Raw genomic sequence first — 17,317 nt, 5'->3', positions numbered from 1 at the left:
TCAATTGATGTAAACGGCTGCCGGATTGGTTTTAATGCTATACTTTTTCCTTTTTTCAGTGTAACTTTTTTCGTTAAGCCAGTAAATTTCGTTGTTGCAACTGCTTTTTTCTGCACTTTAACGGTAATCTTTTTGCTGATTCCACTTTTCAGGGTAACCGTTACGGTAGCTTTTCCGGTTTTCTTCTGCGCTGTTAGTTTTCCTTTAGAGGAGACCTTCACAATTTTGATGTTGCTGGATTTCCAGGAAACTACGGAGTCTCCCTTCTGAATCCGGGTGATTTTCAAGCCGGTGGTTGCCTGCTTTACTTTCAGCGTAACTGCTGCAGCATTTAATTCTAATACCGGAGAAAGCTTATCTCCTGCTACCTTTTGTTCCTTCTCTCCACAGCTTACACAACTTCTTTCCTGCAGTTCCGGATGGAACACATCTGCCTCCTGCACCGTTTTCCAAGCGCCCCAGATGTGTGACTCCGGTGTCGGTGTTGGTGTCGCCGTTGGTGCTGGTGTCGGTTCCACCGTTGGTACTGGAGGCACCGTTGGTGCTGGTGTCGGATTCTCAGGAATAGTTATCGTTTCATATAAATCCTGTACTTTACTTGCATTAATCACCTCACCCTGGTTAGAAGTCACTTTGTAATTCTCAACGCTTGTCATAAACTCATTGTTAATCGACTGAGTGTACTCCACATTCGGATTTAACGGTATCTGAATAAATTCACAGCTTCTGTAATTATAATTATTCGCCATCTGATCATAAATACTGATGTTCATAGTTCCGGTACCTGTAGCTTTATAAACCAGTCGATAAGTATCATCAAACAGCTGGAAATACTTGTCATCCCCTACCGTCCAAAGTGCTACTCCAACTCCTAAAATGGAAACCTCATCAGAAATAATACTTCCCACCAGAACATTACTGGAATTATATACATAAACGTCTACTGGGCATCCTGCCATGCCTTTTTTAGATGGATAAATCAACAGATCAAAAAATTTCTGGGAAAATTGATCTTTTAACTTAATCTTATAGAATTTCTCCAAAACCATTTGGATTGGTTTTTCCAAACCATATTTCGCAGCCTTACTGGCAATGCTGTCTATACAGCCCTCCACGATCTCATTCGCAACCTTATTTGCATCATTTCCCCATATTTCCATATACGCACTCTTTATAGACGATTCGGCAGCATTCCATAAACTTTGCGTAAACTGTTCCAGATCAGCCTCATTAATCAGTCCTGTAGAACATCTGATTTCTTCCTGCTTCTGATTTAGTTCTGAAACCCGCCACATCTTCGTAACAATTGTCCCATTGATTCCATAAGGATTACCATCATAAGAATATACGGAAACATCGCAGTCAAAACTAAACTGATACAGTTGATCATTCAGCCCCTGTACAACCACCTCGATCGGAACCCTTTTATCTGCTATGCCAAATTTCGGCTTTTCATATCCTAAAAACTTTTCCATGATTTTCTCTGCAACCTCATCCGACAGACCGGAAGATGTAAAATACTCTTTCGAAATATTTGCCATAGCTATTTCTGAATAAATCAACAGCTTCAAAGCTTCAAATTGATTATGTCCAAGATAAGTCTCAATATTCGGATCAAGCACCATTTTGTCACTAAGATCCACAAACGCATCTACTGTTTCCGTCAAAGACTTATCCGCATCTTTCTGTGCCTTCTTTTCAGCTTTCTCTTCGTCACCTGCCCCCACTTTCTTTAACTCATTCTGATAGCTGACATCCAAAGAAAAACACCCACTGACAATGCTTCCTTTTTCATCTGCTCCATTAATATTAACAATAATCTCACCAGAATGTACATTTCCATCATCCGGTTTCCACCATGTCAGTCCTTTTTTCGTCAGAGTCAGCTTGACTGTTATTGTTTGCCCCACATCAATTCCCTGATCCATATTCAGGCAATATGTATAATCAGAACCTATATTCGTTACCTTTGAAGCATCCTTTACCTTAAACATTTTCAGGTTTTTCAGTTCAACATTAATTTCATCCAGATGGACAGAATTTGAAGGATCACAAATCTGTATACTGACTTCCAGTTCGCCCTCATTATATCCATCCTTCGTCCAGTGCAGATCTTTTTTATAAGATTTATCTCCAAAAGCCGCCTTCACAATCAGTGAATCAACAGAACTTATCGGCTCTCCCACTGGCACCTTAACTGTCTGTCCGCCTTTACTGGTACATATAACATATCCTTCCTCCGTACCAATCAAATCTACATAAGCGGAAAACTCTGCCGACTTTCCATCTTCTGAAATAGCATATCTGGTATTCCTGACAGTCACAGCACCCTCACTGGCAACGCTAAGCCCTTTCATAAAAGACTCCAGATACTCCTTATTCGCTTTCTCCAGTTTAACAGAGCAAAGGGGAACTAACGTTTCCTTAGAAATATTTATTGAATTATTCACAGGGCTTAACTCCGGTTCAACCTCCACCGCAACCGAAGTTTTCCTGCCATCCACAGAAGTTCCCGATATCACAGTCCTTCCCACGTCATACGTCAACAGGTTGATCCACCCAGAACCACTGTTGCCATCCTGACTCACTATCAATCCGGCATTCTTCTGGTCAATCTCTGCCACAGAAGGATTACTCGACTCCCACTTAATCTGCTTGCCCTCACTGTCAGCCTCACCAGAAACAGAAGCCTCATAATCCACAAAAAGAGCATTCTCCTTGCCAAATACAGTTCCACCATTGCTTACCTTGAGAGAGAAGTTTTTATCAAATGAAGGCATGGAACTGTTGTAGTGGATTTTTGCTTCTGTCAAAGACGTATTATAACTATCAATATATATATTTTTCCATTCCGCTTCACTGCCTTCATAATATACATCAGCCAGGCTGCTACATCTGTAAAAGGCATCACACTCGATGCTTGTCACTCCACTGGGGATTGTGATACTCGTCAGGCTGCTACATCCATTAAAGACCCCTTTCTCGATGCTTGTCACTCCACTGGGGATTGTGATACTCGTCAGGCTGCTACATCCATAAAAGGCATAGTTCCCGATGCCTGTCACACTACTGGGGATTGTGATACTCGTTAAGCTACTACATTCATAAAACGCACTTTCCACGATATGTGTCACTCCACTGGGGATTGTGATACTCGTTAAGCTACTACATTCATAAAACACACTTCTCCCGATGCATGTCACTCCACTGGGGATTGTGATACTCGTCAGGCTGCTACATCCCAAAAAGGCATCTATCCCGATACTTGTCACACTATTCGGGATGGTGATACTCTTTAGGCTGCTACATTCATAAAAGGCATCACCCCCAATACTCGTTACTCCACTGGGGATTGTAATACTCGTCAGGCTGCTACATCCAAAAAAGACCCCATCCTCGATGCTTGTCACTCCACTGGGGATTGTGATACTCGTCAGACTGCTACATCCAGAAAATGCACTATCCCCGATACGTGTCACTCCACTGGGGATTGTGATACTCGTCAGGCTGCTACATCCAGAAAAGGCATACTTCTGGATACGTGTCACTCCGCTCGGGATGGTGATACTCTTTAGGCTGCTACATCCAGAAAATGCACTATCCTCGATACTTGTCACTCCACTGGGGATTGTGATACTCGTCAGGCTGCGACATTCACAAAAGGCATGATTCTGGATACGTGTCACTCCGCTCGGGATGGTGACACTTGTTAGATTACCACAATGCCCAAAAGTCCACCACCCGATGCTTGTCACACTGCTGGGGATGGTGATACTCGTTAGGCTGCTGCATCCATAAAAGGCATCACCCCCAATACTCGTTACTCCTTGTTTTATCACTACCTTCTTAATATTATTAATATCATTATGCCACGGAGCAGAATCAGGAGAATGATAATCATACATCTCTCCAGTTCCATCAATCGTCAATGTCCCATTATCCAATTCCCATTTCAGATTATCTCCACAGGTTCCAGATGTCGGTGCGGCTGTGTCTGATTCTGCATCCTGTTCATTTACTCCAGCCAGAACATCTTCCTGGATCATCTGTCCTTCACCCAGTTCGCCTGACAACGGCTCTTCTGCCATATTTCCATCACTGTCGGAGAATCCTTCAGAATCACCATTCTTTGGAAATTCCACCTGCACAATTACCTTCATATTTTCCACTGCATCCCCAATTTCCACTGGATACTCATAGGAGAAAGAAGGCTTGCTGTCAAGATCTGTGCCAAAAATTATACTTCCATCTTCTAGAAATGCATCCTGCATCTCCGATGAAAACTGAACATTTACAACTTTGTCCATATTATGTATGTTTAATGCGGAAGCAAGCTCCAGCTTCCATTTTGAATCGTCGATTTGCTCTGCTTCCACAGAAACATGTTGTTCTCCGGCAATGAGCCCCTGTTCGGAAGAATCCTCGTCCTCGCAGACTATTGTGGTATCTTCCATTTCCAGTGAAGATAAACAGTTATTCTCACAATTCAGGTATTCCATTTCTTTTGACGGCAGCTCTATTTTTTCCAAAAGGTTGTCATTGCATTTCACTGACATCAAACAGGTATTCTTTGTAAGATCCAGTTCACGGATCCTGTTCTGACTGCAATCCAGACGGATCAGATTTGAGAAATATTCAATCCCTGATAGGTCTTTTATCTCTTTGTCTGACACATTCATATCGGTGGCAGATATGATTTCATCATGATCCAGCCAGTCATTATGATCTGCATCAAATGTGGTTTTTACATAATTTCGGAATTGCATATCTGGAAACTCTGTCTCGCTGATTTCAATAAGCTCGTCCCCGCTGTCGCCGGTTCCATCCTCCAGTTCGTCTGCAGGAGCTATTATCAGATCCTCGCTTTCTGCGTCTGTGTGGCTAAAATCATCTTCACCTGAGCTGAACGCATCTGAATCACCCTCTTCAAGATCTGGATTACCGAAAAAAATGTCCGGAACAGATTCACCTGACCCAAAGTTTTCAGCATTATTTTCCTGCGTATCCGCTTGTTCATGCGAATCTTCGCATACAAACTCTTCTGCTGAAGCAGATACCATTCCTGTCTGGCTTCCCAACATTGAGAATGCCAAAATTACACTGATTATCTTTTTCTTCATGCTTTCTCTTTCCTTTCATACATGCAGCCACCAATTAATACGTTTCTCAAATTGCACATATTTTGTACCCTTTGTCTTATAATAATACATATATTTACCAAATTCAATAGTAAACTTGTTTACTATTAAATTATGAATGGCCGCAATGAAAGAAAACAGTATCACTTCTGAACCGCACTTCTGATCGGCTGTTTCTGATAGCGCCGCATCATCGCTGCAACAAATACAGCCACTATCAGTTCTGTGATGGGCATGGCAAACCAAATGCTATTTGCTTCCGCCATGACAGGCAGCAGAAAGATCAGTACGCCGCTGATGACCGCACCTCTTCCCACGGACACAACAAAAGCGGTAGAAGGCTTCATCATTGCCTGGAAATAGTAGGTAGCGAAAATGTTGAATGGCAGTAAAATGAATGAAATGCCATATCTGCGGATAATACCGGGGCAATGCCTGCGCCCATAATGCCCCTATCCAGCGTAAACACGAAGAAATAATTGCCAAACATATTGAAGATACCGCCAGAATAGTGGTTCCGATCACTGCCGTTTATTCTGCCCGATCCAGATCTTTGCAGCTGCGGCTGCAGATTCTCCGATGACCGCATATGTAATTCAGGCGCAAAGTACAAAAAAGCTGGATAAGTACAAGCATTTCAGCCTGTTGCCTTATCCAGCTCATCATTTCCAATGAATGATTTGCCCTCCGAGCAAGCGAAAGTATTATAGCTGCTTTTTTCAATAGAAGTCAAGTATTTTTGCAAATATCATAGCTGCTTTTCGCTTTTATCGTTATTGGTTCCCTCCGTTCACAGCAACCTTTTATCTGTAATATATTTGTCGGACAGCTCATGTGATGTTTAATTTTTAAAGCTATGGATAGGAGCCGGGATCCTGCCGCCTCTTTCCACAAATGCATCACAGGAGAATGGGTTCACCGGCATGATCGGTGCATAGCCTAACAGACCGCCGAACTCAACTGTCTCTCCTACTCCTTTTCCGATCACTGGGATCAGACGAACGGCTGTTGTTTTCTGATTGACCATACCAATGGCAGCTTCATCTGCAATGATACCGGAAATAGTAGAGGCTTTGGTATCCCCTGGTACTGCGATCATATCAAGACCTACAGAGCATACACAGGTCATGGCTTCCAGCTTCTCGATGGAAAGAGCGCCTGCATTCACCGCATCGATCATACCCTGATCCTCACTGACAGGAATGAAAGCTCCACTCAAGCCTCCAACTGCTGTGGAAGCCATAACTCCCCCCTTCTTTACCTGGTCGTTCAGAAGCGCCAGTGCTGCAGTAGTACCTGGTGCGCCTGCACGCTCCAGGCCGATCTCCTCCAGGATCTCAGCCACACTGTCTCCAATAGCCGGTGTAGGGGCAAGTGAAAGGTCTACAATGCCAAAAGGCACACCAAGACGTCTGGAAGCTTCCCTTGCTACCAGCTGTCCTACACGGGTTACTTTAAATGCAGTACGTTTGATCATCTCACAAAGAGTTTCAAAATCTGCACCACGCACCTTTGTCAGGGCGGTCTTTACAACACCTGGACCGCTGACACCTACATTAATAATACTATCTGCTTCTGTAACGCCATGGAAAGCTCCGGCCATAAACGGATTGTCATCCGGTGCATTACAAAATACAACCAGCTTGGCACAGCCCAGGGAATCCTGATCCTTTGTCTCTTTTGCAGTCTCAACCACCATTTCTCCCATAAGCTTTACCGCATCCATATTGATACCTGTCTTTGTGGATCCTACATTTACCGAACTACATACACGATCCGTGCAGGCAAGGGCTTTGGGAATGGAACGGATGAGAAGTTCCTCGGCAGGTGTCATGCCCTTGCTTACAAGAGCTGTATATCCGCCGATAAAATTCACACCAACTGTTTTGGCAGCACGATCCAGTGTTTTGGCAATGGATACAAAATCCTCTGTTGTTTTGCAGGCAGCACTTCCGATCAGCCCAATGGGGGTAACGGAAATCCTTTTATTAACAATGGGAATCCCAAACTCTGCAGAAATCTGTTCTCCGGTAGATACAAGGTTCTCTGCCTTCTTTGTGATCTTATTGTAGATCTTCTCATTTAATTTATCCAAATCACTGTCAATACAGTCCAGAAGGCTGATACCAAGGGTAATGGTACGCACATCCAGATTCTCCTGCTCTATCATTTTATTTGTCTCATTTACTTCAAAAATGTTGATCATATTCTTCTCCTTGCTTCCAGGTCTGCTTCCGTTGTTCTTTTGTTACCACTGCTTTACTTTCTGCAGTCTAAAAAAAACCATATCAGATACGGTGCATCACGTTGAAAATATCTTCATGCTGGCAATGGATCACTACGCCGATCTCATCGCCCAGAGCTGAAAGCCCGTCAGCAAGAGCGCCTGTATCCTTCTTAGAAGCGCTGGTGTCTGTTACCATCATCATGTTAAAATACCCCTGTACGATGGTCTGGGAAATATCAAGAATATTTACCTGATTATCAGCCAGGTAAGTACATACTTTCGCAATAATCCCTACAGTGTCATTTCCTACTACAGTAATAATTGTCTTTTTCATCGTATTATCCTTTCTATATGTAAAATTTAAATAATAACCGGTTGGGATAAGCAGTCCCTCCTGGCAACCTGAATCCTGAAATCACCGGAACGGTATGGATTATCCCCCAGTGTTACTTCTGAGCACACAGTTTCATATGCCAGCTGTTCATAATTATTCTCTTTACTAAGATGGCCTAAAAATACAGCCTTCAGATTGTCATGGAGAAGTCTGCACAAAAGCCTTCCTGCATTTTCATTGGAAAGATGCCCCCGATCTCCCAGTATCCTCTGTTTCAGATAATATGGATATTTTCCCACCTGAAGCATGCGGATATCATGGTTTGCTTCCAGAAGCAAGGCATCCAGCCCCTGAAGATGCTCCACAATATAATCATTATATTTCCCAAGGTCTGTTGCAATCCCTACAGAACTGCTGCCATGCTCAAGCCGGAAGCCAACCGGTTGTGCTGCATCATGAGGGATAGTAAATGCATTTACTTTCAGATCCTTTATCTGAAACGGTTCATCCTCCTGGATCTCCTGGATCAGTCCCTGGGGCAGCTGGCCAAGCCCTTTCGACCTGCTGATGGCATCTGCAGTACCTCCTGTTGTGTAAATGGGAATCTGGTATTTTCTTGAGATCACGCCAAGACCGCCTATATGGTCAGAATGCTCATGAGTGATCAAGATCCCATCAATATCTTTCCCTGTAAGATCTAGTTCATTCAGGCCCTTCTCGATCCGTCTGCCGCTGATCCCTGCATCTATCAGAAGATGTGTCTCCTGTGTGCCTACGTAAATACAGTTTCCGCTGCTTCCGCTGGCAATACTACAAAACCGCATGTTTCTCTATCCTCTCCCTGATCTGGGCATAAGTTCTGTCCAGATCATTGTTATTTTCAATCACATAATCTGTATGGGCACGAAAATACTCCTCAGTTGCCTGGCTGGCAATGATCCCTTCCGCTTTTTCCCTTGTATAACCTCTGCTTTCTTCCAGACGACGAATCCGGATCTGTGGATCTGTATGGATATACCAGACCTGATCACAAAAATCCTGATAATGCTCTTCCAGAAGAAGGGCTGCCTCCACCACACAAAGCCTGCATCCACTTTCCTGAAGTTCCCGGATCCTGCGGCAAATGTACCGTTTTACTGCCGGATGGATTACAGACTCCAGCCTTTTCAGAAGGTGCGGCTGTTCAAATACTACATCCGATACCCTCTTTCGGTCAATAGTTTTATCCTCTTTTATGATTTCTTTTCCGAAAATACCTATTACATCCTCATAACATTCTTCTCCTGGTTCCATTACCAGATGGCCCACCTGATCTGCCTGTATGACGGCTGCACCGTATTCTTTTTCCAGAAAAGCAAGTACAGTGCTTTTTCCTGCACCTACCCCTCCTGTGATCCCGATTATCCTCATTTATTTTGCCTCGTACCAGCTGCTTCCTTCATGCATATCCACTTCCAGTTCTACCTGAAGGCTAGCTGCACCTTTCATCTCTTCTTCCAGGATCCTGGCTACCTGTGTAAGTTCTTCTTTCCTTGTCTCGATCAGAAGCTCGTCATGCACCTGCAGAACAAGCCTGGATTTTTTGCCTTCTGATTTCAGGCGTTTGTATACCCGATTCATGGCAATCTTAATAATATCTGCAGCGGTTCCCTGGATAGGTGAATTCATAGCCACCCTTTCTCCAAAAGAACGCTGCATAAAATTACTGGACTTTAATTCCGGTACAGGACGCCGTCTGCCATACATGGTACTGGCATAGCCTTTCTCCCTGGCAGTCTCCACCAGATCATCCAGAAACTCCTTGATCTTTGGATAAGTCTCAAAATATTTTTGAATATAATCTGCTGCTTCTTTTCTGGTAATACTTAAGTCCTGGCTCAGTCCAAAGGAGCTGATGCCGTAAACAATACCAAAATTCACTGCCTTTGCATTTCTTCGCTGAAGAGGTGTTACCTGATCAAAAGGTACATGAAACACCTGGGACGCTGTCAGCCTGTGAATATCCTGAGCCTGCTGATATGCCTGGATCAGGGTCTGATCCCCGGACATATGTGCCAGAACACGAAGCTCGATCTGGGAATAGTCTGCATCAAGAAAAACGCAGCCATCTTCAGGTACAAAAACTTTACGGATCAATCGCCCAAGTTCCATACGTACCGGGATATTCTGAAGATTAGGCTCTGTGCTGCTGATCCTGCCGGTTGCAGTAATGGTCTGGTTAAAGGTAGAATGGATCCTGCCATCCTTATCGATCATACCGGCAAGACCATCTGCATATGTGGACTTCAGTTTTGCCAGCTGCCTGTATTCCAGGATATCTTTAATAATGGGCTGCTGTTCTGCCAGCTTCTCCAACACATCTGCAGCTGTGGAATAACCGGTTTTGGTCTTCTTTCCGCCTTTGATCCCCATTTTCTCGAAAAGGACCACTCCCAGCTGTTTTGGTGAATTAATATTGAATTCTTCTCCTGCCTGCTGGTAAATAGCCTGTTCCAGTTCATGGATCCTGACTGCCAGTCTGTCCCCATAAGCCTTTAGTTCCTCTCCCTTTACCTGAATTCCTGTTTTCTCCATGGAATCAAGAGTAAAAATAAGAGGCAACTCGATCTGGGTATATACCTTCCACATTCCTGTTTCTTCCAATGCCTGCTTTAAAGGCTCCATACAGGAAAGCACAGTTTCTGCTGTATAGCAGGCATAGGAGGAAAGCCCTTCCTGGTCCTCCTCCCAGGCCTTTCTAAAGGATGCCTTTCCAAGAAGTTCTTCCCTGGAGGGTATCATCTTCCCTCCTTCATACTCCCTCGCCAGATCCTCGCAAGTGTAGGTGGATTTCAATGGATTCAGAAGGTAAGCTGCCACACCTGCATCAAAAACCTGGTGTTCTTCTTCCAGGTTCACATGCTTCAACATTGTTTTTATATCTATGGCGCAGATCCTGGTATTTAACGCAAGATCTGCGATCTTTCCGCATAAATAGGGGCCTGTAATAAAATTGGCCACTGGAATATAATATATCTCCTGCTCAGTGATGGCAAGTCCCAGTCCGTAAACCTCTTCCTTGTCAGATAAAAGAGCTGTTCCTACAACCTTTTGCTTCCCTGCTTTTTCAAAAAGGGCTTCACATCCGGACAGATCCTCACAGGTAAAAAATTCTTTTACTTCTGTAAGCTCCTGGGACATTGTCTGATCAAACCTGGCCAACAGATTCTTAAAATCAAGCCTTTTGCAAAGGGCAAATGCTTCTTTTGTATACAGATCGCCCAGTCTGGCTTTTTCATAGGAGAAATCCACTGGACTTTCTGTATTAATGGTTGCAAGTGTTTTTGACAACTGAGCCAGGTTATAATGCTCCCGCAGGGATTCTCTGGCCTTATTTGGCTTGATTTCTTCCACATGCTGATAAGCATTCTCAATGGAACCGTATTCAACGATCAGCTTAGTGGCAGTCTTTTCACCCACGCCAGGAATCCCTGGGATATTGTCTGCAGAATCTCCCATTAATGCTTTCAGTTCAATGACCTGTGCAGGTGTTACCTGATACTTTTCTATTACCTGCTGTGCATGATAATCCTCTATGGTAGTCTTGCCACGTACAGTCTTAGGAAGGCGGATCATCACTTTTTCGGTTGCCAGCTGAAGCAGGTCCCTGTCACCGGACAGAATAGTTACATCCATACCCTTTGCTTCACTTTGTCTTGCAAGAGTTCCTAACAGATCATCTGCTTCATATCCTTCTTTGGACACGATCTCCACGCCCATTGCCTGCAGCATCTCTTTGATCAGTGGAACCTGTTCCCGCAATTCCTGCGGCATAGGCTTACGTGTGCCTTTATATGCTTCATATATCTTATGCCGAAAGGTAGGTGCATGCAGGTCGAATGCTACCGTCAGATACTTTGGCTTCTCTTCTTCCAGGATTCTTAAAATAATATTCAGGAAACCATAGACAGCTCCTGTATGCAGCCCTTCTGAATTGGTCAGATCCGGAAGACCGTAAAATGCCCTGTTCAGAATACTGTGCCCATCTATCAGCAATATTTTTTCACTCATCTGTCTGTCTCCTTTCCTACAATAGCTGCGTGACTGCATAAAACAGAAATCCTGCCAGCCCTGCTGCAAGAATACAGATCACTACGCCTTCAACAGTCCTGAAAAACTTCTTTTTCAGGATATATCTTCTGCTTTTACGGATATCTTCTTCCAGCAGCTCCCGAAAATCCAGAATCTGGTCTTTTCCGTTTTCATCCAGCTGCTCCATCGCCTTATGGACAATAAAATAGGTTTCCAGTTCATCATAGCAGGAAGAACACTCCTCTACATGTTCCAGAAAGCTCTCTAATTCATTTACACTTAATGTATGGTCAATATAACGATTCACCATACTTTCCGCAGTGCTGCAGTCCATAATGCCAGTCTCCTTTCAGCCCTATATCAGAGGTATTATAACGGATAATTCGCAAAAAAACAAGGGACCGACTCCCGCAGATCAAAAATCTGTGTGTCAGTCCCTCTTTAGCGTGATATATTATGCCCCTACAGATGCAGATGGCCCATTCAGGATTTTCATAAACTCTTCTCCTGTAATCGTCTCCTGCTCATACAAGAATTTGGCCAATTCGTGAAGCTTGTCAATATTCTCAGTAAGAATTCTGGTTGCTTTCTCATGTTGTCTGCGTACCAGCTCAACAACCTTTTTGTCCAGAAGGGTCTGGGTCTCAAAGGAACAGGTAAGACTTGAATCTCCGCCCAGATACTGATTGCTCATGCTTTCCATGGCAACCATGTCAAAATCATCACTCATACCATACCGGGTGATCATTGCCCTGGCAATCTTGGTCGCCTGCTCTATATCATTAGAAGCTCCAGTGGTAATGCTATGGAAGATCAGCTCTTCTGCTGCACGTCCTCCTGTAAAAGTAGCAATCTTATTCTCCAGTTCTTCCTTGGACATAAGATAATGCTCCTTTTCATCCACCTGCATGGTGTATCCTAATGCACCGGAAGTACGTGGAATAATAGTGATCTTGTGTACAGGTGCAGAATCTGTCTGCTTGGCAGCTACCAGGGCATGACCAATCTCATGATAGGAAACGATCAGCTTCTCCTTGTTAGAAAGAACCCGGTTCTTCTTCTGATATCCTGCAATAACTACCTCAATGCTTTCTTCAAAATCTGCCTGAGTGGCAAATCTTCTGCCATCACGTACTGCACGTAAAGCTGCCTCATTCACAATATTGGCAAGCTCTGCTCCTGATGCGCCTGCTGCTGCCTTAGCAATCTCATCAAACCGCACTGAATCAGAGATCTTGATCTTCTTTGCATGTACCTTCAGGATCTCTTCCCGGCCCTGAAGATCTGGAAGCTCTACCGGGATCCTCCGGTCAAAACGTCCCGGCCTTAAAAGTGCAGGATCCAGGGAATCCGGACGGTTGGTAGCTGCAAGGATCACTACACCCTTAGATCCATCAAATCCGTCCATCTCTGTAAGAAGCTGATTCAGTGTCTGCTCACGCTCATCATTACCTCCGGAGAAGCCAGCTCCATCACGCTTCTTACCAATGGTGTCGATCTCATCAATAAATACAATACATGGAGCTTTTTCATTGGCCTGCTTAAACAGATCCCTTACCTTGGCAGCTCCCATACCAACAAACATCTCCACAAACTCAGAGCCTGAAATGGAAAAGAAGGGAACCTCAGCCTCCCCTGCCACTGCTTTAGCAAGAAGAGTCTTACCAGTACCCGGAGGGCCTACAAGAAGCGCTCCTTTCGGCATGGATGCACCAATATCTGCATATTTGTGAGGATTATGAAGATAATCCACGATCTCTGTAAGAAGCTCCTTTGCCTCATCCTCACCGGCTACATCTGAGAACTTGATCCCATTGGTGGACTTCACATATACCTTGGCATTGCTTTTACCAAAGGACATCATCCCCCCAGGGCCTCCATTTCCCATAGAATTCATCATCTTCTTACTGATCCATCTGCCCAGAAGTACAAAGATCAGGATCGGGATCAGATAACCTGCCAGCAGGTTCAGAAGTATGGATGGCTTCTGGGGCTCTACCACTTCCATGCTAGTACCGGCCTCATATAAACGGTCTACCAGCTGGGGATCCTCCATCCGCACTGTCCTGCACACCGTCTTGGTGTCATCTTTCTCTACCACATAATAAATATAGCTGTCCTGTATCTCAGCCTTAGTAACATTGCCACTATCCACATTCTTCAGGAAGGTGGTATAATCGGTCTTCTCCACACTTCTCCCCTGGATCATGGGAAGTACCAACATGTTCAGAACCAGGATCACAACCACTGCTGCCAGTGTATATACATATAATGGACGTTTGCCTGGCTTTTTATCATTCAGACTCATGCTTTTTCCTCCGTTTTGTGTTGTATACCTGATGCTATCACTATTTATTCTGAATATCAACAGACCCGGATCATATTTCATAAACTTTTTAGAATTAAAGTTACAGTTCACTCCGTTCACATCAACGTGGGCAAAATCCCATCCTCGGGGAACGTTTTTTACGTAACAGAAACATTGCAAAGTGATTTCGTATTGCATAAAAAAAAGCCCTGATCTCTCAGAGCTTGAGAAAGTGCCGGCAGTGGGACTTGAACCCACACGTAGTTGCCTACAACAGATTTTGAGTCTGCCTCGTCTGCCATTCCGACATGCCGGCGCTTGAAACAAAAGTTATCTTATCACAAAAGGCTCGCTTATGCAAGCCTTTTTATGACAGATACTGAAATATTTTTATGAACCATTTATGATAGATACTGAAATGTTTTATAATAGATCCTGAATTATTTTATTTTTCAGAATTTATCTGCATCTTCCAAAAGCTTTTCATAAATGGGAAAGCAGTCAAAAGTAGCAAAATAATCCTTTGGCGTTTCTGCCCTGCGGATCATCTCAAAGGATCCGTCTTCTTTCAGAAGAATCTCGGAAGACTTCAGCTTTCCGTTATAATTGTATCCCATGGAAAAGCCATGAGCGCCTGTGTCGTGGATCACCAACAGATCTCCCTTAGAAATCTCCGGAAGATAACGGTCAATAGCAAATTTATCATTATTTTCACAAAGAGAACCGGTAATATCATACATATGATCGCAGGGCGCATCCTCTTTTCCCATAACAGTAATATGGTGATATGCCCCATACATTGCAGGACGCATCAGGTTGACTGCACACGCATCCACACCAATATACTCCTTGTGGGTATGCTTCTCATGGATAGCTTTTGTTACCAGACAGCCATAGGGACCCATCATAAAACGGCCAAGTTCTGTGTAAATAGCCACATCTCCCATACCAGCCGGTATCAGCACTTCTTCATAAACCTTACGTACACCCTCTCCGATCACCTTGATGTCGTTGGGGGTCTGCTCCGGACGGTAAGGAATGCCAATACCACCGGACAGGTTGATAAACTTCACATGCGCACCTGTTTCTTTCTGAAGCTTTACAGCCAGCTCAAACATTACTTTTGCCAGCATCGGATAATATTCATTGGTAACAGTATTACTTGCAAGGAATGCATGGATACCAAAATTCTCTGCACCTTTTTCTTTCAGGATACGGAAAGCCTGGAAGATCTGCTCCGTAGTCATTCCATACTTTGCATCACCCGGGTTGTCCATAATATCATTGCTGATCTTAAATACACCACCTGGGTTGTAACGGCAGCTGATGGTCTTTGGAATACTGCCAACTGCACGCTCCACACTTTCAATGTGGGTAATATCATCCAGATTGATGATACCGCCGATCTCATCCGCATATTTAAACTCCTTCTCCGGCGTATCATTAGAAGAAAACATAATGTCTCCTTCCTTACATCCAATGGCCTTTGAAAGCATCAGTTCTGTCATGGAAGAACAGTCACATCCACAGCCATATTCCTGAAGGATCTTGATCAGATATGGGTTGGGCGTAGCTTTTACTGCAAAAAACTCCTTAAATCCTTTGTTCCACGCAAATGCTTCCTTTAAAGCTTTTGCATTATCACGGATCCCTTTTTCATCATAAAGATGAAAAGGAGTAGGATATTTTGCAGTGATCTCCTGCAGCTTTTCAAGGGTAACAAACGGTTTTTTCTTCATAATAATCTTCTCCTTATGCCTGGCTATTTTGTCTCAATGATGTGCATCATATTTGTCACTGCACCCTCTGTAGTCATGTTTGTTGCAGGGTCTCCTGCTGTAAATACAAGAAGATCTCCTTTCTTAACGTGTTCCTTTGCTTTAACAACATTCATGGCCTGGGAAATGATATGCTCTGTTGAATCCTTATGATAGCCCTTCAGAGGACAGACTCCCCATGCAAGCTGCAGCTTGTGCTGAACACGCTCATTAGGTGTAATGGCATAAATAGGAACCTCTGGGCGGTAGTTGGAAATCAAAAGTGCAGTCTTTCCGGTCATGGTAGGCGTTACAACAGCTGCTGCCTTCAGGTCCCTTGCAGCCTGTACTGCAGCAAGTCCTACTGCGCTTGAAACAAAGCCTTGTCTGAACATGTTCCTGTCTTTTCTGTGAAGGTTGTTATTAAGATGTGGCTCTGTAGTCTCAGCAATCTCCACCATCATCTTCACTGCCTGTACCGGATATTTACCTGCTGCAGTCTCACCGGACAGCATGATCGCATCTGTGCCGTCATAAATGGCATTTGCCACATCTGCCACCTCAGCCCTGGTAGGTCTGGGATTACGGATCATAGAATCCAGCATCTGTGTGGCAGTGATCACAAGGGCATAATTCTCATTACACTTCTGGATAATCCTTTTCTGGATATGGGGAACCTGGCTGGCAGGTATCTCCACGCCTAGATCTCCCCTGGCCACCATAATGCCATCTGCCTCCTGGATAATGGAATCAATATTATCCACACCCTCTGCATTCTCTATCTTGGCAATGATGCCGATATCGCTTCCGCCATTCTCATCAAGAAGCTTACGGATATCACGGATCACCTGTGCATTACGCACAAAAGAAGCTGCCACATAGTCAAATCCCTGTTCAATCCCGAAAAGAATATCCTTTTTATCCTGTTCTGTGATCCCCGGAAGATTCACCTTTACGTAAGGAACATTCACTCCCTTTCGTTCTCCCAGTTCACCACCATTTAAGACACGGCAAATAATATCTTTTCCTTCGATCTTCTCGATCTCCAAACCAATCAGTCCGTCATCGATCAGGATCTTACCGCCTGGCTTCACATCCTTGTATAACTCTTCATAAGTGATCGCCACCTTGTGCTCATCACCTTCAAAATCTCCGACTGAAAGAATAAACTGACTTCCTGAAGTTAACGTAACTTTCCTGCCGTCTTTTAGAAGCTTTGTACGGATCTCAGGTCCTTTTGTATCCAGGAGCATGGCTACCGGCACATCCAGTTCTTCCCGCAAAGACTTGACCAGTTCCACTCTGCCCTTATGTTCCTCATGGTCCCCATGTGAAAAGTTAAATCTGGCAATATCCATTCCAGTCAGGATCATTTCCCTCATAATCTCCCGGCTGCTGCTGGCTGGACCAAGCGTACAAATGATTTTTGTTCTCTTCATGACAATTCTCCCTCTAAGTAAAACGCAATGCTGTTGTAAAAAG

11 protein-coding genes and 1 tRNA gene are annotated in these 17,317 nt (G+C 44.1%); all 12 read right to left on the bottom strand.

Annotation, left to right across the window (positions count from 1 at the left end):
* Positions 1-5,120 (bottom strand): leucine-rich repeat protein (locus OCV61_RS09620; RefSeq protein ID WP_262582772.1); only part of this gene is annotated, 5,120 nt, incomplete at its 3' end.
* A 161-nt stretch (positions 5,121-5,281) separates the two neighbouring features.
* The gene (locus OCV61_RS18635) at positions 5,282-5,404 is read right to left on the bottom strand and encodes a hypothetical protein (protein WP_330672034.1); all 123 of its coding nucleotides are present in this window, start codon (positions 5,402-5,404) and stop codon (positions 5,282-5,284) included.
* Between the two features lie 575 nt (positions 5,405-5,979).
* Positions 5,980-7,344: a PFL family protein gene (locus OCV61_RS09610; RefSeq protein WP_158421625.1), complete on the bottom strand. Its 1,365-nt coding sequence runs from the start codon at positions 7,342-7,344 to the stop codon at positions 5,980-5,982.
* Between the two features lie 82 nt (positions 7,345-7,426).
* On the bottom strand, positions 7,427-7,699 hold the full coding sequence (locus OCV61_RS09605) for an ACT domain-containing protein (RefSeq protein ID WP_158421624.1): 273 nt from the start codon (positions 7,697-7,699) through the stop codon (positions 7,427-7,429).
* 26 nt (positions 7,700-7,725) lie between these two features.
* A complete protein-coding gene (locus OCV61_RS09600; protein ID WP_158421623.1) occupies positions 7,726-8,523 on the bottom strand; it encodes an MBL fold metallo-hydrolase in 798 nt (265 codons plus the stop codon).
* Positions 8,510-9,109, bottom strand: a complete 600-nt coding sequence (gene coaE, locus OCV61_RS09595; protein ID WP_158421622.1) for a dephospho-CoA kinase — start codon at positions 9,107-9,109, stop codon at positions 8,510-8,512. The genes OCV61_RS09600 and coaE overlap by 14 nt, the downstream gene beginning before the upstream one ends.
* A complete protein-coding gene (gene polA, locus OCV61_RS09590) occupies positions 9,110-11,749 on the bottom strand; it encodes a DNA polymerase I (RefSeq protein ID WP_158421621.1) in 2,640 nt (879 codons plus the stop codon).
* A gap of 16 nt (positions 11,750-11,765) precedes the next feature.
* Entirely contained in the window at positions 11,766-12,104 is a 339-nt protein-coding gene (locus tag OCV61_RS09585) for an anti-sigma factor family protein (protein ID WP_158421620.1), read from the bottom strand.
* A gap of 120 nt (positions 12,105-12,224) precedes the next feature.
* Positions 12,225-14,078 (bottom strand): ATP-dependent zinc metalloprotease FtsH, encoded by a 1,854-nt coding sequence (gene ftsH / locus OCV61_RS09580; protein ID WP_158421619.1) that lies wholly within the window; start codon positions 14,076-14,078, stop codon positions 12,225-12,227.
* Positions 14,079-14,311: 233 nt separating this feature from the next.
* A tRNA-Leu gene (locus tag OCV61_RS09575) sits at positions 14,312-14,394 on the bottom strand.
* 136 nt (positions 14,395-14,530) lie between these two features.
* Positions 14,531-15,817 carry a diaminopimelate decarboxylase gene (locus OCV61_RS09570; RefSeq protein ID WP_158421618.1) on the bottom strand — a complete coding sequence of 429 codons (1,287 nt, stop codon included), beginning with the start codon at positions 15,815-15,817 and terminating at the stop codon, positions 14,531-14,533.
* Positions 15,818-15,840: 23 nt separating this feature from the next.
* Positions 15,841-17,274 carry a pyruvate kinase gene (gene pyk / locus OCV61_RS09565; protein WP_158421617.1) on the bottom strand — a complete coding sequence of 478 codons (1,434 nt, stop codon included), beginning with the start codon at positions 17,272-17,274 and terminating at the stop codon, positions 15,841-15,843.
* Positions 17,275-17,317 lie beyond the last annotated feature (43 nt).

It is taken from the genome of Blautia ammoniilytica (assembly GCF_025566965.1).
In the GTDB taxonomy this organism is placed as follows: Bacteria; Bacillota; Clostridia; order Lachnospirales; family Lachnospiraceae; genus Blautia_A; species Blautia_A ammoniilytica.
The sequence above is the reverse complement of the archived record's forward strand: the minus strand, read 5'-3'. Positions and strand labels throughout refer to the sequence as shown.

Coding starts and splice junctions, on each gene's coding strand:
- OCV61_RS18635 (WP_330672034.1), bottom strand. CDS start 5,404: ATGGCGGAAGCAAATAGCATTTGGTTTGCCATGCCCATCACAGAACTG.
- OCV61_RS09610 (WP_158421625.1), bottom strand. CDS start 7,344: ATGATCAACATTTTTGAAGTAAATGAGACAAATAAAATGATAGAGCAG.
- OCV61_RS09605 (WP_158421624.1), bottom strand. CDS start 7,699: ATGAAAAAGACAATTATTACTGTAGTAGGAAATGACACTGTAGGGATT.
- OCV61_RS09600 (WP_158421623.1), bottom strand. CDS start 8,523: ATGCGGTTTTGTAGTATTGCCAGCGGAAGCAGCGGAAACTGTATTTAC.
- coaE (WP_158421622.1), bottom strand. CDS start 9,109: ATGAGGATAATCGGGATCACAGGAGGGGTAGGTGCAGGAAAAAGCACT.
- polA (WP_158421621.1), bottom strand. CDS start 11,749: ATGAGTGAAAAAATATTGCTGATAGATGGGCACAGTATTCTGAACAGG.
- OCV61_RS09585 (WP_158421620.1), bottom strand. CDS start 12,104: ATGGACTGCAGCACTGCGGAAAGTATGGTGAATCGTTATATTGACCAT.
- ftsH (WP_158421619.1), bottom strand. CDS start 14,078: ATGAGTCTGAATGATAAAAAGCCAGGCAAACGTCCATTATATGTATAT.
- OCV61_RS09570 (WP_158421618.1), bottom strand. CDS start 15,817: ATGAAGAAAAAACCGTTTGTTACCCTTGAAAAGCTGCAGGAGATCACT.
- pyk (WP_158421617.1), bottom strand. CDS start 17,274: ATGAAGAGAACAAAAATCATTTGTACGCTTGGTCCAGCCAGCAGCAGC.